The 20,044-nt window shown below is 70.8% G+C and carries 14 protein-coding genes and 1 riboswitch; of the genes, 5 read left to right on the top strand and 9 right to left on the bottom strand.

Annotated features, from left to right (window positions below; genetic code table 11):
• Positions 1-10: 10 nt before the first annotated feature.
• Both ACFY2B_RS00720 and ACFY2B_RS00715 read right to left on the bottom strand, forming a co-directional pair.
• Complete coding sequence (locus tag ACFY2B_RS00720) at positions 11-1,243, bottom strand: outer membrane lipoprotein carrier protein LolA (RefSeq protein WP_390760990.1); 1,233 nt, start codon at positions 1,241-1,243, stop codon at positions 11-13.
• A gap of 309 nt (positions 1,244-1,552) precedes the next feature.
• Complete coding sequence (locus ACFY2B_RS00715; RefSeq protein WP_390760989.1) at positions 1,553-2,563, bottom strand: polyprenyl synthetase family protein; 1,011 nt, start codon at positions 2,561-2,563, stop codon at positions 1,553-1,555.
• A 390-nt stretch (positions 2,564-2,953) separates the two neighbouring features.
• On the opposite strand from ACFY2B_RS00715, the gene ACFY2B_RS00710 reads away from it, so the two are divergent.
• The 3 genes from ACFY2B_RS00710 (at position 2,954) to ACFY2B_RS00700 (ending at position 5,515) form a co-directional block, all read left to right on the top strand.
• Positions 2,954-3,628, top strand: coding sequence for a CocE/NonD family hydrolase (locus ACFY2B_RS00710; protein ID WP_390760988.1), 675 nt, complete (start codon positions 2,954-2,956; stop codon positions 3,626-3,628).
• 708 nt (positions 3,629-4,336) lie between these two features.
• A complete protein-coding gene (locus ACFY2B_RS00705) occupies positions 4,337-4,510 on the top strand; it encodes a hypothetical protein (protein WP_390760987.1) in 174 nt (57 codons plus the stop codon).
• A 314-nt stretch (positions 4,511-4,824) separates the two neighbouring features.
• Positions 4,825-5,006: riboswitch (cyclic di-AMP (ydaO/yuaA leader) on the top strand.
• Between the two features lie 2 nt (positions 5,007-5,008).
• Positions 5,009-5,515, top strand: coding sequence for a transglycosylase SLT domain-containing protein (locus tag ACFY2B_RS00700; RefSeq protein ID WP_390760986.1), 507 nt, complete (start codon positions 5,009-5,011; stop codon positions 5,513-5,515).
• 34 nt (positions 5,516-5,549) lie between these two features.
• Here the strand turns inward: ACFY2B_RS00700 and ACFY2B_RS00695 are convergent, their stop codons facing one another.
• The 3 genes from ACFY2B_RS00695 to ACFY2B_RS00685 form a co-directional block, all read right to left on the bottom strand.
• The gene (locus ACFY2B_RS00695; RefSeq protein WP_390760985.1) at positions 5,550-6,356 is read right to left on the bottom strand and encodes an HAD family hydrolase; all 807 of its coding nucleotides are present in this window, start codon (positions 6,354-6,356) and stop codon (positions 5,550-5,552) included.
• Positions 6,357-6,554: 198 nt separating this feature from the next.
• Positions 6,555-7,751 (bottom strand): NAD(P)-binding domain-containing protein, encoded by a 1,197-nt coding sequence (locus ACFY2B_RS00690; RefSeq protein WP_390760984.1) that lies wholly within the window; start codon positions 7,749-7,751, stop codon positions 6,555-6,557.
• Between the two features lie 115 nt (positions 7,752-7,866).
• Entirely contained in the window at positions 7,867-9,138 is a 1,272-nt protein-coding gene (locus ACFY2B_RS00685; protein WP_390760983.1) for an ATP-grasp domain-containing protein, read from the bottom strand.
• A 234-nt stretch (positions 9,139-9,372) separates the two neighbouring features.
• On the opposite strand from ACFY2B_RS00685, the gene fahA reads away from it, so the two are divergent.
• Together fahA and ACFY2B_RS00675 are read left to right on the top strand one after the other, a co-directional pair.
• A complete protein-coding gene (fahA, locus tag ACFY2B_RS00680) occupies positions 9,373-10,593 on the top strand; it encodes a fumarylacetoacetase (RefSeq protein ID WP_390761503.1) in 1,221 nt (406 codons plus the stop codon).
• Positions 10,594-11,555: 962 nt separating this feature from the next.
• Positions 11,556-12,494 (top strand): M56 family metallopeptidase, encoded by a 939-nt coding sequence (locus ACFY2B_RS00675; protein WP_376529911.1) that lies wholly within the window; start codon positions 11,556-11,558, stop codon positions 12,492-12,494.
• A gap of 178 nt (positions 12,495-12,672) precedes the next feature.
• Here ACFY2B_RS00675 and recQ read toward each other — a convergent pair whose 3' ends face one another.
• The 4 genes from recQ to nuoL form a co-directional block, all read right to left on the bottom strand.
• On the bottom strand, positions 12,673-14,685 hold the full coding sequence (gene recQ / locus ACFY2B_RS00670; protein WP_390760982.1) for a DNA helicase RecQ: 2,013 nt from the start codon (positions 14,683-14,685) through the stop codon (positions 12,673-12,675).
• Positions 14,686-14,919: 234 nt separating this feature from the next.
• Positions 14,920-16,569, bottom strand: coding sequence for an NADH-quinone oxidoreductase subunit NuoN (nuoN, locus tag ACFY2B_RS00665; protein WP_390760981.1), 1,650 nt, complete (start codon positions 16,567-16,569; stop codon positions 14,920-14,922).
• Positions 16,566-18,137 (bottom strand): NADH-quinone oxidoreductase subunit M, encoded by a 1,572-nt coding sequence (locus tag ACFY2B_RS00660; protein ID WP_376529917.1) that lies wholly within the window; start codon positions 18,135-18,137, stop codon positions 16,566-16,568. The genes nuoN and ACFY2B_RS00660 overlap by 4 nt, the downstream gene beginning before the upstream one ends.
• A gap of 5 nt (positions 18,138-18,142) precedes the next feature.
• On the bottom strand, positions 18,143-20,044 hold the full coding sequence (gene nuoL / locus ACFY2B_RS00655) for an NADH-quinone oxidoreductase subunit L (protein WP_390760980.1): 1,902 nt from the start codon (positions 20,042-20,044) through the stop codon (positions 18,143-18,145).

The following is a 20,044-nucleotide window of genomic DNA, read 5'->3' as shown; positions in this document are numbered from 1 at the left end:
CCGCAGTGTGCTACTGGGCCGAGTCCGCCGCCTTCACCAGGGCGTCCTTGGTCACGGCGCCGACGTACACCGTGCCGTCGTTCGTGATCAGGGCGTTGACCAGGCGGGTGGAGTACACCGTGCCCTTGCCGAACTTGCCGCTGACCTGGTCGCCGAGCGAGCCGAGGAAGCCGCCCAGGTCGCCGCCGCCGGAACCGGACGGCACGCCGCCCTGCGCTCCGGTGTCGAAGACCGCGATGGAGTTCCAGCCCTTGCCGAGGACCTTGTGGTCCTCGGAGCCCTTGGCGAGGTCGTGATCGGACTTCGCGCCCGGGACCTCGGCGGACTTGATGCCGTCGGGGGAATTGACCCCCTGGGGGGACTTGTCGCCCTCGGTGACCTTGGCGCCCTTCGGCGGGGTGAAGTCGAAGGTCGAGGCGGCCGGCTTGGCGAAGCTGACCTGGGTGAAGCCCGCGTCGACGACCGCCGCGCCGCCGCTCGCCGGGGTCAGCGTGAACTTCAGCGGCATGCCGGTCTTCGCGTCCACCGCGATGCTGATCGCGCCGACCGTGGTGCCGGACTGCTTCGGCTTGACGAGCAGCTTGTAGGCGTCCCGGCCCGCGACCCGCATGGTCCCGTCGACGGTCACCGACGTGGTGTCGTCCACCGACTTCAGGGCCTCGTCGGCGAAGTCCTTGGGCGTGGCCGGCGCCTCGTCCTTGTGCTCCGCCCCGTCCTGGCCCACGGTGCCGTGGTAGACCTCGTTCGACTTGCTGTCGTAGCCCCAGACGTCCTTGCCGTTGTGGATCAGGCTGTATTCGGCCGCGCTCTGTATCAGGGACAGCTTCTGCCGGTCCGGGCCGTCGGCGGCGACCCGCAGGGTGTGCGTCCCCGAGGCCAGCTCGGTGAGCTTGGACGTCGGGTCGGCGGAGGAGCCCGAGCCGGAGGGCGCGGCGCCCGAGGCCAGGCTGTTCTCCAGACCGCCCAGGTTCGGCAGGCCCAGGTCGGTGCTGACCTTCACCGTGCCGGACAGCTGCTGGACGTCCGACTTCGCGATCTTCTCTATGAGCTGCTGTGCGGTGATCTTCGGCAGACTGGGGTCACCGGAGTCGGCGAGTGCCGGGACCAGTCCGATGGTCGCCGCCGTCACGCCCACGACCGCGGCCGGGACGCCGTAGCGAGCGGCCTTGCGCCGGCCGGAGCGCAGTGCCCCGGTCTCCGCTGCCCCCGAGTTGTCATCGGAATCGGATTCGTACCGTGCCATGTGTGGCTTACCTCCGTCGTCGGCGGCGGCCTTCTTCGCACTGTTGCACTGTTCCCACCCTGAGCCGCCATTCTCACCCGAAACGGTGAGGAGTGGTGATGTCCGTGGCTTCCATCTGACCAAATCCGCCGCGCGGATGCGTCAACCCGCAGAGGCAAGTCCCTGTACACCTCCGGTATGACGGGGAGGGCGGACGCCTCCCCCCGTCCCGTAGGGGTTCCGGCCTGCCGGAGCGGTCCCGACCTGGTGGGAGCCCGTCCCCCAGGGGGCCCGGCCCCCAGGGTTCCCGGCGCCGCCCGGTGCCACGGGCTATCCCGCCCGGTGCACCACGGCGTCGCACAGCTCCAGCAGGGCCGCCTTGGAGCCGCCCTCCGGCAGCGGGGCGAGCACCGCCCGGGCCTCCTCCGCATACCGCACGGTGTCCCGCCGGGCCTGCTCAAGCGCCGGGTGCGCACGGAGGGCGGCCAGCGCCTGCGCATGCCGGCCGTCGTCGGACAGATCGGAGTCCAGCAGCTCGCACAGCGCGATGTCCTCGGGCAGCCCCAGCCGCGCCGCCCGCTCCCGCAGCCGCAGCACGGGGAGCGTGGCGATGCCCTCCCGCAGGTCCGTGCCCGGGGTCTTGCCGGACTCGTGCGAGTCCGACGCGATGTCCAGTACGTCGTCGGCGAGCTGGAAGGCGACGCCCAGCCGCTCACCGTACTGGGTGAGCATGTCCACGACCGTCTCGTCGGCGCCCGACATCATCGCCCCGAACCGGCACGACACGGCGACCAGCGACCCCGTCTTGCCGCTGAGCACGTCCAGGTAGTGCTCGACCGGGTCCCGGCCGTCCGTGGGCCCGGCCGTCTCCAGGATCTGCCCGGTGACCAGCCTCTCGAACGCGACGGCCTGCACCCGCACCGCCTCCGGACCGAGGTCGGCGAGGATCTGCGAGGCACGGGCGAAGAGGAAGTCCCCGGTCAGGACCGCGACCGAGTTGCCCCAGCGGGTGTTCGCGCTGTCCACCCCGCGGCGTACGGCGGCCTCGTCCATCACGTCGTCGTGGTACAGCGTCGCCAGATGGGTCAGCTCCACCACCACCGCGGACGGTACGACCCCGGGTGCGTACGGATCGCCGAACTGTGCCGCGAGCATCACGAGCAGGGGGCGGAAACGTTTGCCGCCCGCCCGCACCAGGTGCTGTGCGGCCCCTGTGATGAACGGGACCTCGCTCTTGGTGGCTTCGAGCAAGCCTTCCTCGACAGCCGCCAATCCGGCCTGGACATCGGCTTCCAGAGCCTGGTCCCGCACGCTCAGCCCGAACGGCCCGACGACGGTCACGAGGGGTCTCCTGTCTGCTGGTGTCTGCTGGCGTTACACGGTGTGTCGATAGGTCGGCGCCATCACTCAAGTCAGCGTATCCGGTCAGGTTTCGATCACCGATAGCGCCCACGGCCCAGGCCGGGCGGTACCGGATCACGGCCGGTATGTTGCCGATCAGTTGATACAACCCGATATTTATGGAGTTGGCGGGATATGACATCTTTTGACCCGCTAATGCCTCGGAACCTGGCCCAGGCACATCCGCACGTCGTTCCCCCACGAAACCGCTCACACAGACCTCCGGATCCCCCTGGCCGACGGGACACTCCTGTACGCGCGCGTGGCGCCCACCCATACGCGCGTGCGGCACCCACCGACGGCCGCATCCATACCGGCCCACCTCGGCGAATGCGCCCTGGACCGGCTCACCGACGGACCGCGCCACGCGACTCCCAGCGGCACTCCTGGTACGCGGGACACGGCCATACGTCCGTCCGGGTCGACGCGCGCGGGTACGGCGACAGCGAGGGGGTGCCGGCGGGAGCTGGCCCGGCGGCGCAGACAGCTGAGACGGAGGAGACGAAGAAGCCGGGGGAGACGGGGGACGGGGACGGGGTGGAGGTCGTCGGATGGCCGGCCGCGCAAGCGTGGTGCGACGGCGACATGGGCATGTTCGGCATCTCCCGGGGCGGCACCGCCTCCCTCCGGACCGCGGCCCTCGCGCCAGAGCCGCTCAAGGCGGTCGTCGCGCTCTGCTGTGCCGACGACCACTACGACAACGAAGGGCACGGCCCCGGAGGTTCCGCCCTCGCCACCGTTCCGTACGCCCGGTCCGCCTCGGCGCTCGCCACCGCCGCCCTGCCCCCTGACCCGCGGTACGCCGGTGCGTCCTGGCAGGCCACGTGGTCGACATGCCAAGTCGTCGACGGGCCCCGGGGCAGCAGGCCCAGGACCCACGGCGCGCCCGGAGACGGCAGCGGCAGCGGCAGCGGCAGCGGCAGCGGCAGCGAAACGTACGGCCCTACCGACGGGGCCGCGGCACGCGGTGCCATCAAAGCAGCGGTGCCGGCGGTGGGCTGCTGACACGTCCCGTACCACGACACTCCCCTCCGTCTGGTCGAGCCCCTGCCCCACGACCGTGTCCGCGCGCGGGCTGATCGGCCCCTGGTCGCACCAGTACCCCGGCCACGGCCCGCCACCCGGACCGGCCGTCCACTTCCTCAAGGAGACCGCACTTCCTCCAAGGCCGCCGGGTCGGCGAGCCCGCCTGGTCGTCCCCGGGTGATGTACCTCGCGTACGGACTCCAGGTGCCCCGGCCCTGGCGCGCTCACCGCTGCACACCGGCGCGGACACCGCCCCCTCCCGTCCGGTCGGCGACGACGGCGGCCTGGTGGCACCGGGCACGGCCTCCCGCCCTGCCTCCCGGCAGGCCGCCGTATCCGCGTCGCCGTCTCCACCGCCTGCCGGCCGTAGGCCCGGCCGCGCCCGGAGTCGGCGGCGGGCTGCCGGTACGGGCCCGGCGGGCAGCCCGCTCGAACTGCCGGTAAAGACCCGGCCCTTGAACCGCACCGATCGGCTTCGCGGCGCCGGAACAGCCGGAAGAAAGGCGCAAGTAAGACCAAGTAAGACAGAGAAGAAGCGGAGGAAAGGCACAAGGAAGTCACTCCGTGCCACACCGTCACACACGCACACTCGAACGGTACGGATATTCCGGGCTATTCGGACCTTCGACGTAGACCGGGGCCGCGCCGGAGGCGCACACGATCACCGGGCGCGCCGCACGTCGACCCGTGCCCGCGCCCGCTCGGACCTGCCATTTCGCCCGTACCGACCGGATCCACGCGGACACCGCGGTCCAGGCCCACCCGGAGTTCACCTGTGACGCAAGCCACTTCTACCCCGTCGGCAAGGCGATCCGCACGACAGGCGCCGAGGCAGCCTTCCACTGGGCGCAGAAAAGGTAATTCCGGGGACCATGGGGTGAAGTGACCGTTTTGCCGTCATTGGCACCTCAATTCCTCTTGGTGCTTAATGCACTTCGAGCCCGAGACGGGTGATTTGGGTCACACGAGGCGGCGTGTCGACACCCGGACCACACTTTCAACCCGCCGTACGCAGTCGCCCAGTTGACCGTTGGCAGTCGCAAAGGATCTACCGGTCATACCCACCATCCCGCAGTCAATCGGCATGAGCTATGAATCCGGTACTTGTTTCCGGCATGTGCGGTCGCATAGCTTCCGGGCCAGTCGGGTGGACGCCGAATCCTGCCGCCACCCGTCATGACCCATCGACGAACACAAATTCGCACGGCAGGAGCGGGGGACCCAGGTAGGTCGCCGGACCGGACGGCACAGCCGACCGGAACGGCTAGGGGTGAAGCCGAGTCGCCATGTGGCGGCCGGCCGGGCGTCTCCCCCGCCCGAACCCGACAGCTCACCTCGCAGGCGCCGGAGAGGAACACCATGTCTGCTGCCGCTCAGTACCGCCGTCACCGCGTCAACCGCCTCGCTCGCACCCTCGCGGTGGCCGGCACGGGCGCCGCCGTACTCGCCCTGCCTCTCATCGGCGCCGCCGGCGCCCACGCGGCCACCACCGCGACCACGACGGCCGTCAGCGGGACCACGACGGCCCTGACGACGGCTGGATACAAGAACAACCTCGACGGCTGGATCCGCGAGTCGCTCGCCGTCATGGCGCGCAACAAGATCCCGGGCACCTACAACGGCATCTACCGCAACATCATCCGCGAGTCCTCGGGCAACCCCCGGGCCATCAACCTCTGGGACTCCAACGCGGCCAAGGGCATCCCGTCCAAGGGCCTGCTCCAGGTGATCGACCCGACGTTCCGGGCCTACCACGTCGCGGGCACGTCCAACGACATCTACGACCCCGTCGCCAACATAACGGCCGCCTGCAACTACGCCGCCCACCGCTACGGCTCGATCGACAACGTCAACAGCGCCTACTGACGGACCCGCCGCGCTGAAGAACCGTTCGCGGCGTTCACGGAAACAGTCGTTCGAGGACGACGGCCACGCCGTCGTCCTCGTTCGACGTCGTGATCTCGTCGGCCACCGCCTTGAGTTCGGGGTGTGCTCCCCCCATCGCCACCCCATAGGCGGCCCACCGGAACATCGGGATGTCGTTCGGCATGTCGCCGAAGGCGACGGCCCGGTCGGCGCCCAGCCGCAGGTGCTCGGCGGCCAGCGCCAGACCGGTGGCCTTGGTGATGCCGCACGGCTGCAACTCCACGGTCCCCGGCCCCGACATCGTGACGTTCGCCAGGGAACCCACGACCGAGCGCGCCGTCGCCGCCAACTCGTCGTCGGACAGCGCCGGATGCCGCAGCAGAACCTTGCTGATGGGCGCGCACCACAGATCATCGCGCCGCTCGACGCGTACGGCGGGCAGCGTCGGATGCGGCATCAGATACCCGGGTTCGATGAGCGTGAGCCCGTCCACCCCGTCCTGGTCGACGGCCGCGTACACCTGCCCCACCTCGGCCTCGATCTTGCCGAGCGCGGTCTCGGCCAACTCCCGGTCCAGGGTGACCGACCACAGCAGGCGGTCCGCGCCGGCGTCGTACACCTGCGCGCCCTGTCCGCACACCGCGAGCCCCTCGCCGCCGAGTCTGTCGAGCAGCGGCCGTACCCGTGGCGCGGGGCGCCCGGTGACCACCAAGTGCCGGGCACCGGCCCGCGCCACGCGCGCGAGCACGGCGAGGGACCGGTCGGAGAGGGTGTCGTCACCACGCAGGAGCGTCCCGTCGAGGTCGGTGGCGACGAGTGAGAATGCGGGAGGAGCGGCCATGATCAGAGAATACGGACAGCGCGCCGCTCCGACTCACGTCCGCTTCCCACCCCTCCTCGCCGCGCCGTAGCGTCCGTCTCTTCTTCCCACTCCCCTTCTTCTCTTCCCACTCCCCTTCTTCGCGCCCTCGCGCCCGTCTCCCGTACGTTCGGCGCCCCTTCCCCCGGTGCCGGCCGTGACGCGGAGGCCGCGCCGGTCTCAGCCGTGGGCCGCCACCAGGTGTCTGGTCAGGCGCGGGGAGGCGAACTCGGTGCCGCACACGAAGCGCATCACCGGTCCGTAGGAGGCCGCGGCGGGCAGGCCGGTGAAGTAGAGGCCGGGGACCGAGGAGACGTATCCCGGGCCGAGCTTCGGAGTGCCGCGGCTGACGATGAGCCGGGTGCGAAGCCCATGGGCCAGGAAGCCCATCGCGGCTATGTCGACGCGGTAGCCGGTCGCCGCGATGACGTGGTCGGCCATCAGCCGGCCGGTGGCACCGGCACGGGTACGGACCGTGAGGACCGGGGCCCCGTCGAGGGCTTCCGCACCCAGGACACGGTCGATCTCCTCGACCCGTACCTTGCCCTCGAAGCGGTCCCGCAGCCACCAGGCGCCGAGCGGGCCGAGCACCCGGCGGACCAGATAGTGCCGGGTGCGGGCAGGGAGGTAGCGGTAGGGCTGCGGGTAGTGGCTGAGGGCCCACAGCGACCAGGCACGGCCGAACGGTGACCCGGGGCGCAGCCGCGGCTGACGCCACGGCGGGGCGCCGAAGCCGACGCGGCGCCGCGCGACCACCCGTACCCGCGCGCCCGCCTCGGCCGCCAGCGCCGCCGTCTCCAGCGCGGACTGGCCGGCGCCCACGACGATCAGCTCCTGGCCGGCGAACCGGGTGAGGTCGCGGTGCTGGCAGCTGTGGGACACCGGGCCGGTCGGGGCGGGCCCGTCCGCCGCAGCGGCGGCCAGCTCCGGGGGCAGATGGGACAGGCCCGACAGCCCGGTGGCCACCACCACCGCGCGCGCCGTGAACGACTCGCCCGAGTCCAGCTCGACCTCGAAGCCGCCGTCCGGGCGGCGGTCCACCGAGACGACCCGGACCCGCTCCAGGCCGGGCACCAGCTCCCGCTGGAACCACTCGCCGTAGGAGACGAACGTCTCGACGGGGACGATGTCCTCGTCGCCGACCAGCCGCGCTATGCCCGCCACGGCGCAGTAGTCGGCCAGGGTGTGGCCGCGCCGCGGCGCGTCGATGGTGGAGGCCGCCGGGGTCGACTTGAGGAGCATCCCGGCGGGCATGTGGTCGCGCCAGCTCACCATGGGGTCGCCGAAGACGCGCACGGGGATGCCGCCCGCCTTGAGGTGGGCGGCGGTGGACAGGCCGAAGGGCCCGGCACCGATGACTGCTACCGGTCGGATCACGAAGTCCCTCCCCAGGACGTGGTGCCTACTTCGTGTATTTCGCTTACTTCATGTACTTCACACACTTCGCGCACTTCACACACTTCGCGTACTTCACATGCTTCGCGTACTTCATCTATGTCGCGTGCTTCGTCCGCTTCCTGTGCTTGGTGGAGGTGGCGGTGCCGCTGCGGTTGCTCCGCCACAGCTGATAGAGGTGCTTCGCGCCCGGCCGCACGAACCGCGCGAGCATGGTGAGGAACGGCAGCGGATCGTCACCCGCGAACCAGGCGAGTTCCGTCCCGCTCGGCCGGTTCGGGGCGTGCGGCGTCGTATAGCCGCTTCGGTGGTAGGCGATGAGGGCGGGCAGGTCGATGTTCTCCACGACATACCGGCGTCCGGCGCGCTGCTCCCCCTCCGGAACGGGACGGCCGGTCAGATCCAGGTGCATGGCCCGTACGACGTCCACCCCCGCCCCGTTCTCGAAGAGCCGGAACTGGGCGCCCATGCGGGGGTTGAAGTCGAGGAGCTTGTACCGTCCGTCGCGCCGGTCGTAGCGCAGGTCGAGGTCGACGATGCCGCTGAAGCTGATCTGTTTGATGAAACGCGCGGCCAGGTCCGCGAGTTCCGGATTGTCGACGACGTACGCGTTCGCCGTCATACCCGCGTGCGGCGGCCAGGAGCGCACCTTGACGCCCGTGAACAGAGCGAGCGGCGTCGAGTCGGCGGCGAAGCAGGCGTGCACGATCCAGTCCTCGGCCTCCTCCCGCGGCAGGTACTCCTGGAGGATGACACCGGGCCGCTCGCCCCAGTCACGCGCAAGGGTGAGCAGCCCGGTAGGGGTGGCGATCTTGGTGGTGCCGTGCACGGCGGGCCGCCGACGCCGTACGAACGCCTCGCGGTTCTTGGCCACCACCGGGAACCGGGCCCGCTCGGCGAACTCCACGACCTCGTCGTACGACCGAGGAAAGGACGCCACCGGACTGGGCACGCCGTGCTGTGCGCACAGTTCGTGCAGCCCCTGCTTGCTGGCCAGGCGGCGTGGCAGGCGGGGATCGACCCGCGGGAAGAGGAACCGGTCCGCCAGCACGTCCTGGTGCTCGGCGATCAGCACGGCCGCCTCCTCGTCGGTGGGGATGAGCACGGTGGGCCGGCCGATGCGCCGGCCGACCCGCAGCAGACCCTCCACCAGGTAACCCGGTTCCTCCGCACCGCTCGTCGGCCAGACGAACGCGCGCTCCAGATAACGGGAGGACGCCGCCGGCGTGTAGCGGTCCTCGGTGATCGCGTACATGGGCACACCCAGTCGGCCCAGGCTGCGGATCGCTCCGACGCCGCCGTGGTGCAAGGGGTAGTCACCGAACTTGACGATCAGGCCGGGCACCTCACGGTCCGCCCGGAAAGGCATGCTGACGGCATTGCCGGCCACGGGTCCCCCCACGTGTCCCCCCACGGACCGGACCCACCCCGTCCGCGTCCCCCAAAGGACGCTAAGCCGGAATTACCCCCTCCGACAACAAGCCCTATTTGGACATTGCGAACTCTTTAGACACTGCCCTGGAAGGCGCCACACCCGTAACGTGTGCCGCGAACCATGGCACGCATGGCCATGCACGGCACGGATGAGAGCGAGGCACCACCCATGCCCCCCTTCGACGTCCCCGAGGGCGACACCTTCGGCCCGCACAACCTCCCGTACGGCGTGTTCTCGCCCCTCGGCAGCCAGGAGCGGCGAGTCGGCGTCCGGCTCGGCGACCACGTGCTCGACGCGGGCGCCGCGGCCGCCGCACTCGGCTCGCCGTATGTCTCCCTGCTCGCACGGCCCACCCTCAACCCGCTGCTCGCCGCGGGCCGCACGGCGTGGTCGGACGTGCGGCGCGCACTGACCGCGTGGGTGACGGTCCCCTCCCACCGGGAGACGATCGAGCCGCTGTTCCACCCGCTGTCCTCGGTGACCCTGCACCTCCCCTTCGAGGTCGCCGACTACGTCGACTTCTACTCCTCCGAACACCACTCCCGGAACGCCGGCCGGATCTTCCGCCCCGACGCCCCGGAGCCGCTGCCCCCGAACTGGAAGCACCTGCCGATCGGCTACCACGGCCGCTCCGGCACGGTCGTGGTCTCCGGCACCGACGTGGTACGGCCGTCGGGCCAGCGCAAGGCCCCCGCCGACCCGGCCCCGGTCTTCGGGCCGACGGTGAAGCTGGACATCGAGGCCGAGGTCGGCTTCGTCGTCGGGGTGCCGTCGCGGCAGGGCGAGCCGGTGGGGCTGGGCGACTTCCGCGAGCACGTCTTCGGGCTGTGCCTCCTCAACGACTGGTCCGCACGGGACATCCAGGCGTGGGAGGCCGCGCCCCTCGGCCCGTTCCTCGGCAAGTCCTTCGCCACCTCCGTGTCGGCCTGGATCACCCCGCTGGAGGCCCTGGAGGAGGCCCGGGTGGCACCGCCGCGGCGCACCCACCCCCTGCTGCCGTACCTGGACGACTCCGACTCCGGCGACGAGCCCGGCGGGTACGACCTGCGGATCACCGTCGCGGTCAACGGCCACGTGGTCTCCGAACCGCCGTTCTCCACCATGTACTGGACGGCGGCCCAGCAGTTGGCGCACATGACGGTGAACGGCGCCTCCCTGCGCACCGGCGACCTGTACGGGTCGGGCACGGTGAGCGGGCCGGAACCGGCCCAGCGCGGTTCCTTCCTCGAACTGACCTGGAACGGGCAGGACCCGCTGGAACTCCCCGACGGCAAGCGGGCGTTCCTGGAGGACGGGGACGTGGTGACGCTCTCGGCCTGGGCACCGGGCCCCGGCGGTGCCCGGGTGGGACTGGGCGACGTCACCGGCCGGGTCGCGCCACGCGCCTGACCCGCAAAACGGCCGCCGCCGCGTCACCACCGCGGCCCCGGAACGCCGAGCCGCCACCCAGCCGAGGCCGTCCGCCGAGCCGCCGGCTCACCTCGTCGAGTGATCCGGGTGATCCCGCGCGGCCGGGCTCCTCCGAACCCGGGCCGACGGGTACCTGGCCCTGACCACGACTCCGGCCCTGACCTCAACGTCAGCCCGACCCGAACTCGTCCTCCACCCCCGACCGCGACCGCATCCGCCCTCGGCTCCGGCACTGAGCACCGTTCGGCGCAGAACAGGCCCTCGGGCTCCGGGCTCCGGGCTCCGGGCTCCGGGCTCCGGGCTCCGGGCTCCGGGCTCCGGGCTCCGGGGGAATCGTCGCCGCCGGTGCTTCCTGGCGCCGACCGGAGGTGGCCGACCGAGTGAGCCAGGCGGGCGGTGCGCGGCACCGAAGGCCGGACCACCGGAACCGAGCGGGGCCGGACCACCCGGGCCGGGCCACCGGAACCGAGCGGAGGGTTCACTGCCGACAGCCCGCACGGACCGCAGGAGCCAGACGCGGCAGTCCGCCCGTGCGAGGCCGAGCGGGCCGAGCGGGCCGGGCGGTTCGCCGTTGCCAGGCCGGGCGGTACGCCGAAACCGGACACGGCAGTCGCGGCAGTCCGCCCGAACAAGGCCAGGCGGGGCGAAGGCGGAGCCCCGAGCCACCACATCCCCGGTTCGTCTCGACTCGCCCCCTTTCGACCTGACCAGACCCCACCCCATCCCCTGCCCCGCACCCCCGATCGAGTCGACGGGCAACGCGAGCCACAGGAAAGGCAGCCCGGAGCCCGACGCACGCGGCGCCGGTTCGGTCTCGACGCCTGACTCCAGACGCCCAACCCCGTCATACTGGCGAGCGGGACATCGCACCACCCGATGCGCCGGCTCCCACGCACCACCAGACACCCGTTCCGCTTCGACCAGGAACCGGAGCCCCCGGCATGACCGTCTGCCTGCTCCTGCTGAGCGTCGTCACCCTGACGTTCGCCGTGCCGGCGCCCCGTGCGCTGACCCGGGCCGCCTGGCCCGAACGGGAGCCCGTGGTCGGACTGTGGGCATGGCAGTGCCTGGTCGCCACGGTGCTGCTCAGCTGCCTGGCCGGACTGACGCTGGGTGCCGCGGCCGTCTTCCACACCGTTCGTGATCACGTCTTCGCCCCCGCTCCCCCTTCTGTCACCGCCGCGTACGACCTCTCCGCCACCCCGGTCTGGGCCGGCGCCCTCACCGTGCTGCTGGCCTGCGGCGCCGCCTGGACTACGGCGATGCTCGCCCGCGAGCTGGTCGAGGCGCGCCGGAGCCGCGACCAGACCCGCGCGCACCTGCGCGAACGCGCCCCCGACCTGCCCGCCGGGCTCCCCACGGCGCGCGGACCCATGCTGGTGCTGGAGGACGAGTACCCCGATGCCTGGTGGATGCCGGGTCATCCGCCGCAGCTGGTGGTCACCACCGGTGCGCTGCAACGTCTCACCGATCACCAGCTGGACGCCGTCCTCACCCACGAACGCGGCCACGCCCGCGCCCACCACGACTGGCTGCTGCATCTGTCCACCGCACTGGCCACCGGCTTCCCCCGGGTCCCGCTGTTCGCCCACTTCTGCGACCAGACCCACCGCCTGGTCGAACTGGCCGCCGACGACACGGCGTCGCGCCGCTGCGGACACCTCACCACGGCCCTCGCCCTGATCGAGCTGAACCAGCACCGCGGTGTTCTGACCTGCGCCTCCAGCCGACGCCTGCTGGGAGAGCGGGTGGACCGCCTGCTGGAGCCCCCGCCCCGGCTGCTGCGCCGACACCGGGCCCTGACCACGACGGTGGCCGCGCTGGTGCCGCTGCTGCCCCTGCTGATCACCTTCGCCCCGGGGCTGACGGCGCTGTCCTGACGCTCACCGCACAGCCCCGATACGGCCCTCGTCCATGAAGGTCCGGAGAACCGGAGAAGGGGTCCAGCAGAAGGCCCCAGGAAAGGGGTCCGGGACAAGGCCCCAGGAGAGGCCCAGGAGTCCCGGAAGAGGCCCTGGAGCGGCCCTGGAGCGGCCCTGGAGAGGTCCCGGAAACTTCCTAGAACCAGTCCTCCGGCTCGGGCTCCGGTTCGGCGTCCGGGTCGGGCCAGGCGTCGTCCGCCGCCGCCCCGCTCCCCCCGGCGGGACCGGCAGTAGCAGTGGCAGCAGGTTCCCCGGCCGCGGACGGGGCATCGAGCCCGGACAGCACCTCGATCACCCCGTCCCCGTACGTCGTCAGCTTCTTCTCACCGACGCCGCCCACCGTGGCCAGCTCCCGCACCGACCCGGGCCATCTGGTGACGATCTCCCGCAGGGTAGCGTCATGGAAGATGACATAGGCGGGAACGCCCTGCTCACGGGCCTGGTCGGCGCGCCAGGCGCGCAGCGCCTCGAAGGCGGGGAGCAGTTCCTCCGGCAGCTCGGCCACGGCCGCCTTGGGCTTGCGGTCGCCCCGGCCGGACGCCGAGGACGACGTGCGCGCGGCAGCCGGCTTCTTCGGCTCCTTGCGCAGCGGCACCTCCCGCTCCTGCCGCAGCACCGTGCCGCTCGCCTCGGACAGCACCAACGTGCCGTACTCTCCCTCGACCGCCAGCAGCCCCTGGGCCAGCAGCTGCCGGATCACCCCCCGCCACTCGCCCTCGGCCAGGTCGTCCCCGATGCCGAAGACGGACAACTGGTCGTGGTCGAACTGGATGACCTTGGCGGTGCGCTTGCCGAGCAGGATGTCCACGATCTGCAGGGCGCCGAACTTCTGCCCGCGCTCCCGTTGCAGCCGCACGACGGTCGACAGCACCTTCTGCGCGGCGATCGTGCCGTCCCAGGTCTCGGGCGGGGTGAGGCAGGTGTCGCAGTTGCCGCAGCCTGCCGGGGCGGAATCCTGGCCGAAATAGGCGAGCAGTCCGCCGCGCCGGCAGCCGGCCGCCTCGCACAGCGCGAGCATCGCGTCCAGATGGGCCGCGGCCCGGCGGCGGAACGCCTCGTCGCCCTCGCCGGACTGGATCAGCTTGCGCTGCTGCACGACGTCGTTGAGCCCGTAGGCCATCCAGGCCGTGGAGGGGAGTCCGTCGCGGCCCGCGCGGCCCGTCTCCTGGTAGTAGCCCTCGATGGACTTGGGCAGGTCGAGGTGGGCGACGAACCGCACGTCCGGCTTGTCGATGCCCATGCCGAAGGCGATGGTCGCCACCACGACCAGGCCGTCCTCCCGCAGGAACCGTGACTGGTGCGCCGCGCGCGTGCCCGCGTCCAGGCCCGCGTGGTAGGGCACCGCCTCGATGCCGTTGCGGCTCAGGAACTCCGCGGTCTTCTCGACCGAGTTGCGCGACAGGCAGTACACGATGCCCGCGTCGCCCGCGTGCTCCTCGCGCAGGAAGGCGAGCAACTGCTTCCTGGGGTCGGCCTTGGGCACGATCCGGTACTGGATGTTGGGCCGGTCGAAGCTCGCCACGAAGTGCCGGGCCGACGGCATGTTCAGCCGCTGCGTGATCTCCTCGTGGGTGGCGTGGGTCGCCGTCGCCGTCAGCGCGATCCGCGGGACGTCCGGCCAGCGCTCGCCGAGCAGGGACAGGGCGAGGTAGTCGGGGCGGAAGTCGTGGCCCCACTGGGACACGCAGTGCGCCTCGTCGATCGCGAAGACGGAGATCTTGCCGCGGGAGAGCAGGTCGAGGGTGGAGTCCAGACGCAGCCGCTCCGGGGCGAGGTAGAGCAGGTCCAGCTCCCCCGCCAGGAACTCCGCCTCCACCACGCGCCGCTCGTCGAAGTCCTGGGTGGAGTTGACGAACCCGGCACGCACGCCGAGCGCCCGCAGCGCGTCCACCTGGTCCTGCATCAGCGCGATGAGCGGCGAGACCACGATGCCCGTACCGGGTCTGACCATGGCCGGGATCTGGTAGCACAGCGACTTGCCGCCACCGGTCGGCATGAGGACGACCGCGTCCCCGCCCGCCACCACGTGCTCGATGACCGCTTCCTGCTCGCCCCGGAATGCCTCGTACCCGAAGACCCGGTGCAGCGTGGCCAGCGCCTCGCTCTCTGTCACCCCTGGCATTTCGCCGATCCCGCCCGTCACGCCCATCGCCGTGCCCCCGTACGTCGTCCTTCGACCACTGCCTCCACGATAGGGGTCCGGACCGACAGCCCCGGAGTTATCCACAGGCTCTGGTGTCGCTCCACGTCAAGGACACGGCACTCGTTCGCAGGCGTCGGTGTCCGGACCGGCGGCCGGGACCGGTGTCGTGCCGAAGGCGAACGACGGCGGCGCGGCACCCCCGAGCGGTGCCGCGCCGCCGCCATGGACGCAGGTGACGCGTCAGCGCACGAAGACGCCTGCCTGGTTCGCCAGATCCAGGAAGTACTGCGGTGCCACGCCGAGCACCACCGTGACGGCGACGCCGATCCCGATCGCCGCCATCGTCAGCGGCGACGGCACCGCGACGGTCGGGCCCTCCGGCTGGGGCGTGCTGAAGAACATCAGCACGATCACCCGGATGTAGAAGAACGCCGCGATCGCCGAGGAGATCACACCGATCACCACCAGCGGAGCCGCACCGCCCTCGGCCGCCGCCTTGAACACGGCGAACTTACCGGCGAACCCGGAGGTCAGCGGAATGCCCGCGAAGGCCAGCAGGAACACCGCGAACACGGCCGCGACCAGCGGCGAACGGCGGCCGAGCCCGGCCCACTTGGACAGGTGCGTCGCCTCGCCGCCCGCGTCGCGCACCAGGGTGACCACGGCGAACGCGCCGATCGTCACGAAGGAGTACGCGAGCAGGTAGAAGAGGACGGAGGAGACGCCGTCCTTCGAGGTCGCGATGACACCCGCGAGGATGAAGCCCGCGTGCGCGATCGACGAGTACGCCAGCAGCCGCTTGATGTCGGTCTGGGTGATCGCGACGATCGCGCCGCCCAGCATGGTGACGATCGCGACCGCCCACATCACCGGGCGCCAGTCCCAGCGCAGGCCGGGCAGGACGACGTACAGCAGCCGCAGCAGCGCGCCGAACGCCGCCACCTTGGTGGCCGCCGCCATGAAGCCGGTCACGGGGGTCGGCGCGCCCTGGTAGACGTCCGGGGTCCACATGTGGAACGGGACCGCGCCCACCTTGAACAGCAGGCCCATCACGATCATCGCGCCGCCGATCAGCAGCAGCGCGTCATTGCCCATGGTGTTGGCCAGGGCCGGGTCGACCGTGGTGACCGTGCCGTCGACGACCTGCGCGATCGTCGCGTACGACACCGAGCCCGCGTAGCCGTACAGCAGGGCGATGCCGAACAGGGTGAACGCGGAGGCGAACGCGCCCAGCAGGAAGTACTTGACCGCGGCCTCCTGCGACATCAGCCGCTTGCGGCGGGCCAGCGCGCACAGCAGGTAGAGCGGGAGGGAGAAGACCTCCAGGGCGATGAACAGGGTCAGCAGGTCGTTCGCCGAGGGGAAGACCAGCATGCCGGCGATCGCGAACAGCAGCAGCGGGAAGACCTCGGTGGTGGTGAACCCGGCCTTCACGGCCGCCTTCTCGCTGTCACTGCCGGGCACGGAAGCCGCCTGCGCGGCGAACGAGTCGACCCGGTTGCCGTGCGCCTCGGGGTCCAGGCGCCGCTCGGCGAAGGTGAACAGGCCGACCAGACCGGCCAGCAGGATCGTGCCCTGGAGGAACAGGGCCGGTCCGTCCACGGCGATCGCGCCCATCGCCGCGATGTGCGCCTTGGTCGTACCGAATCCGTCGGCCGCGAGCGCGACCACCGCGGCGAAGGCGGCGCACAGTGCCACGACGGACACGAACATCTGGGCGTAGTAACGGGACCTGCGCGGCACGAACGCCTCGATCAGCACCCCGACGATCGCCGCGCCGATGATGATCAGGGTCGGCGACAGCTGTCCGTACTCGATTTTCGGCGCGTCGATCTTCGAGATCGGGTCGGCCGCGGTTGTCCACAGGCTGTGGACGGCTGCTGCGCTCACTTGGCCGCCTCCACCTCGGGCTTGGGGTCGGTCTTGTGTACGTCGGACATGGTCTGTTTGACCGCCGGGTTGACGATGTCCGCGACGGGCTTCGGGTAGACGCCCAGGAAGATCAGCAGCACCACCAGCGGGGCGACCACCAGGACTTCCCGCACCCGGAGGTCCGGCATCCTGGCGACCTCGGCCTTCACCGGGCCCGTCATCGTGCGCTGGTACAGCACGAGGGTGTACAGCGCGGCGAGGACGATGCCGAAGGTGGCGATGATGCCGATGACCGGATACCGCGTGAACGTACCGACCAGGACCAGGAATTCACTCACGAAGGGCGCGAGGCCCGGCAGGGACAGGGTCGCGAGTCCGCCGATCAGGAACGTGCCGGCGAGCACCGGGGCGACCTTCTGCACTCCCCCGTAGTCCGCGATGAGCCGCGAGCCGCGCCGGGAGATCAGGAAGCCCGCGACCAGCATCAGGGCGGCCGTCGAGATGCCGTGGTTGACCATGTACAGGGTGGCACCGGACTGGCCCTGGCTGGTCATCGCGAAGATGCCCATGATGATGAAGCCGAAGTGCGAGATCGACGCGTAGGCCACCAGGCGCTTGATGTCCCGCTGGCCCACGGCGAGCAGCGCCCCGTAGATGATGCTGATCACTGCCAGGACGAGGATGACCGGAGTCGCCCACTTGCTCGCCTCCGGGAACAGCTGGAGGCAGAAGCGGAGCATCGCGAAGGTGCCCACCTTGTCGACGACCGCGGTGATGAGGACGGCGACCGGGGCGGTGGCCTCCCCCATGGCGTTGGGCAGCCAGGTGTGCAGCGGCCACAGCGGCGCCTTCACCGCGAAGGCGAAGAAGAAGCCCAGGAACAGCCAGCGTTCGGTGCTGGTCGCCATGTGCAGCGAGCCGTCGGCCCGTGCCTGCGCGATCTCCTGGAGGCTGAAGTTCCCGGCGACCACGTAGAGGCCGATCACCGCGGCCAGCATGATCAGACCGCCGACCAGGTTGTAGAGCAGGAACTTCACCGCCGCGTACGACCGCTGCGTCGCCGCCGCCTTCTCGCCGTGCTCGTGGGCTCGGTCCCCGAAGCCGCCGATGAGGAAGTACATCGGGATCAGCATGGCTTCGAAGAAGATGTAGAAGAGGAAGACGTCGGTGGCCTCGAAGGAGATGATCACCATCGCCTCGACGGCCAGGATCAGGGCGAAGAAGCCCTGGGTCGGCCGCCAGCGGCGGCTGCCGGTCTCCAGCGGGTCGGCGTCGTGCCAGCCCGCCAGGACGATGAACGGGATCAGCAGGGCGGTCAGGGCGATGAGGGCGACCGCGATGCCGTCCACGCCCAGCTCGTACCTGACCCCGAAGTCCCTGATCCAGGAGTGGGATTCGGTGAGCTGGTAGCGGTCGCCGCCCGGGTCGAAACGGACCAGGATGACGATCGCCAGGGCGAGCGTGGCCAGCGAGACCAGCAGCGCCAGCCACTTGGCGGCGGTGCGCCGCGCCGCCGGTACGGCCGCCGTGGCGACCGCCCCGACGGCCGGGAGCGCCGCCGTCACTGTCAGCAGGGGAAAGGACATCGGTATCAGACCGCCCTCATCAGCAGGGTCGCGGCGACCAGGAGTGCCGCACCGCCGAACATCGAGACCGCGTAACTGCGCGCGAAGCCGTTCTGCAGTCGGCGAAGCCGTCCGGACAGGCCGCCGACGCCGGCCGCCGTGCCGTTGACCACTCCGTCGACCAGGGTGTGGTCGACGTACACCAGGGAGCGCGTCAGGTGTTCGCCGCCGCGGACCAGGACGACGTGGTTGAAGTCGTCCTGGTACAGGTCGCGCCGGGCGGCCCGGGTGAGCAGCGAGCCGCGCGGGGCGACCGCCGGGACGGACTTGCGGCCGTACTGGAGGTACGCGACCGCGACGCCGAGGACCAGCACCACCAGGGTGGCGCCGGTGACCACACCGGCGCTGACCGGGGGATGCCCCTCCGCATGGCCGGTGACCGGCTCCAGCCAGTGCAGGAAGCGGTCACCGATGCTGAAGGCCGCGCCGCCGAAGACCGAGCCGACGGCCAGCACGATCATCGGGATCGTCATGACCCTGGGCGACTCGTGCGGGTGCGGCTCATTGCCGTTCTCGTCGGGCTGCCAGCGCTTCTCACCGAAGAACGTCATCAGCATCACGCGGGTCATGTAGAACGCGGTGATGGCCGCGCCGAGCAGGGCCGCGCCGCCGAGGATCCAGCCCTCGGTGCCGCCCTTGGCGAACGCCGCCTCGATGATCTTGTCCTTGGAGAAGAAGCCGGACAGGCCCGGGAAGCCGATGATGGCGAGGTAGCCGAGGCCGAAGGTGATGAAGGTGACCGGCATGTACGTCCTGAGGCCGCCGAACTTCCGCATGTCGACCTCGTCGTTCATGCCGTGCATGACCGAACCGGCGCCGAGGAACAGCCCGGCCTTGAAGAAGCCGTGCGTCACCAGGTGCATGATCGCGAAGACGTAGCCGATCGGGCCGAGGCCCGCCGCCAGCACCATGTAGCCGATCTGCGACATCGTCGAACCGGCCAGGGCCTTCTTGATGTCGTCCTTCGCGCAACCGACGATCGCACCGAACAGCAGCGTGACCGCGCCCACGACCGTGACGACGAGCTGTGCGTCGGGCGCCGAGTTGAAGATGGCGCCGGAACGGACGATCAGGTAGACGCCCGCGGTCACCATCGTGGCGGCGTGGATCAGGGCCGAGACCGGGGTCGGGCCCTCCATCGCGTCCCCGAGCCAGGACTGCAGCGGCACCTGGGCGGACTTGCCGCAGGCGGCGAGCAGCAGCAGCAGGCCGATCGCGGTGAGCTTGCCCTCGCCGGCGTCAGCGGCGTGGCTGAGGACCGGCTCGAAGGCGAACGTCCCGAACGTCGTGAACATCAGCATGATGGCGATCGACAGGCCCATGTCGCCGACCCGGTTGACCAGGAACGCCTTCTTCGCCGCGGTCGCCGCGCTGGGCTTGTGCTGCCAGAAGCCGATCAGCAGGTAGGAGGCAAGACCGACGCCCTCCCAGCCGACGTACAGCAGAAGGTAGTTGTCGGCGAGGACGAGCAGGAGCATCGCCGCGAGGAACAGGTTCAGATAGCCGAAGAAGCGGCGGCGCCGCTCGTCGTGCTCCATGTACCCGACCGAGTACAGGTGGATCAGCGACCCGACACCGGTGATCAGCAGGACGAAGGTCATCGACAGCTGGTCGAGGCGGAAGGTGACATCCGCCTGGAAACCGGCGACCGGGATCCAGCTGAACAGGTGCTGGATCAGGGTGCGGTCCTCGGCGCCCTTGCCGAGCAGGTCGGCGAAGAGGATCACACCGATCACGAAGGAAGCCGTCGACAGCAGTGTGCCGATCCAGTGGCCGACGGCGTCCAGGCGCCGGCCACCGACCAGCAGGACGGCCGCTCCGAGCAGAGGCGCCGCGATCAGCAGCGCAATCAGGTTCTCTGCGTTCAT

Source organism: Streptomyces sp. NPDC001270, from assembly GCF_042896695.1.
Classification (GTDB): Bacteria; Actinomycetota; Actinomycetes; order Streptomycetales; family Streptomycetaceae; genus Streptomyces.
The sequence above is the reverse complement of the archived record's forward strand: the minus strand, read 5'-3'. Positions and strand labels throughout refer to the sequence as shown.

Bases quoted from the DNA above. Each gene is read 5' to 3' on its own strand.
- ACFY2B_RS00685 (WP_390760983.1), bottom strand. From the start codon at position 9,138: ATGCCTTTCCGGGCGGACCGTGAGGTGCCCGGCCTGATCGTCAAGTTC.
- ACFY2B_RS00695 (WP_390760985.1), bottom strand. From the start codon at position 6,356: ATGGCCGCTCCTCCCGCATTCTCACTCGTCGCCACCGACCTCGACGGG.
- ACFY2B_RS00700 (WP_390760986.1), top strand. From the start codon at position 5,009: ATGTCTGCTGCCGCTCAGTACCGCCGTCACCGCGTCAACCGCCTCGCT.
- ACFY2B_RS00675 (WP_376529911.1), top strand. From the start codon at position 11,556: ATGACCGTCTGCCTGCTCCTGCTGAGCGTCGTCACCCTGACGTTCGCC.
- ACFY2B_RS00660 (WP_376529917.1), bottom strand. From the start codon at position 18,137: ATGTCCTTTCCCCTGCTGACAGTGACGGCGGCGCTCCCGGCCGTCGGG.
- ACFY2B_RS00720 (WP_390760990.1), bottom strand. From the start codon at position 1,243: ATGGCACGGTACGAATCCGATTCCGATGACAACTCGGGGGCAGCGGAG.
- nuoL (WP_390760980.1), bottom strand. From the start codon at position 20,044: ATGAACGCAGAGAACCTGATTGCGCTGCTGATCGCGGCGCCTCTGCTC.
- ACFY2B_RS00710 (WP_390760988.1), top strand. From the start codon at position 2,954: ATGCGCCCTGGACCGGCTCACCGACGGACCGCGCCACGCGACTCCCAG.
- recQ (WP_390760982.1), bottom strand. From the start codon at position 14,685: ATGGGCGTGACGGGCGGGATCGGCGAAATGCCAGGGGTGACAGAGAGC.
- fahA (WP_390761503.1), top strand. From the start codon at position 9,373: ATGCCCCCCTTCGACGTCCCCGAGGGCGACACCTTCGGCCCGCACAAC.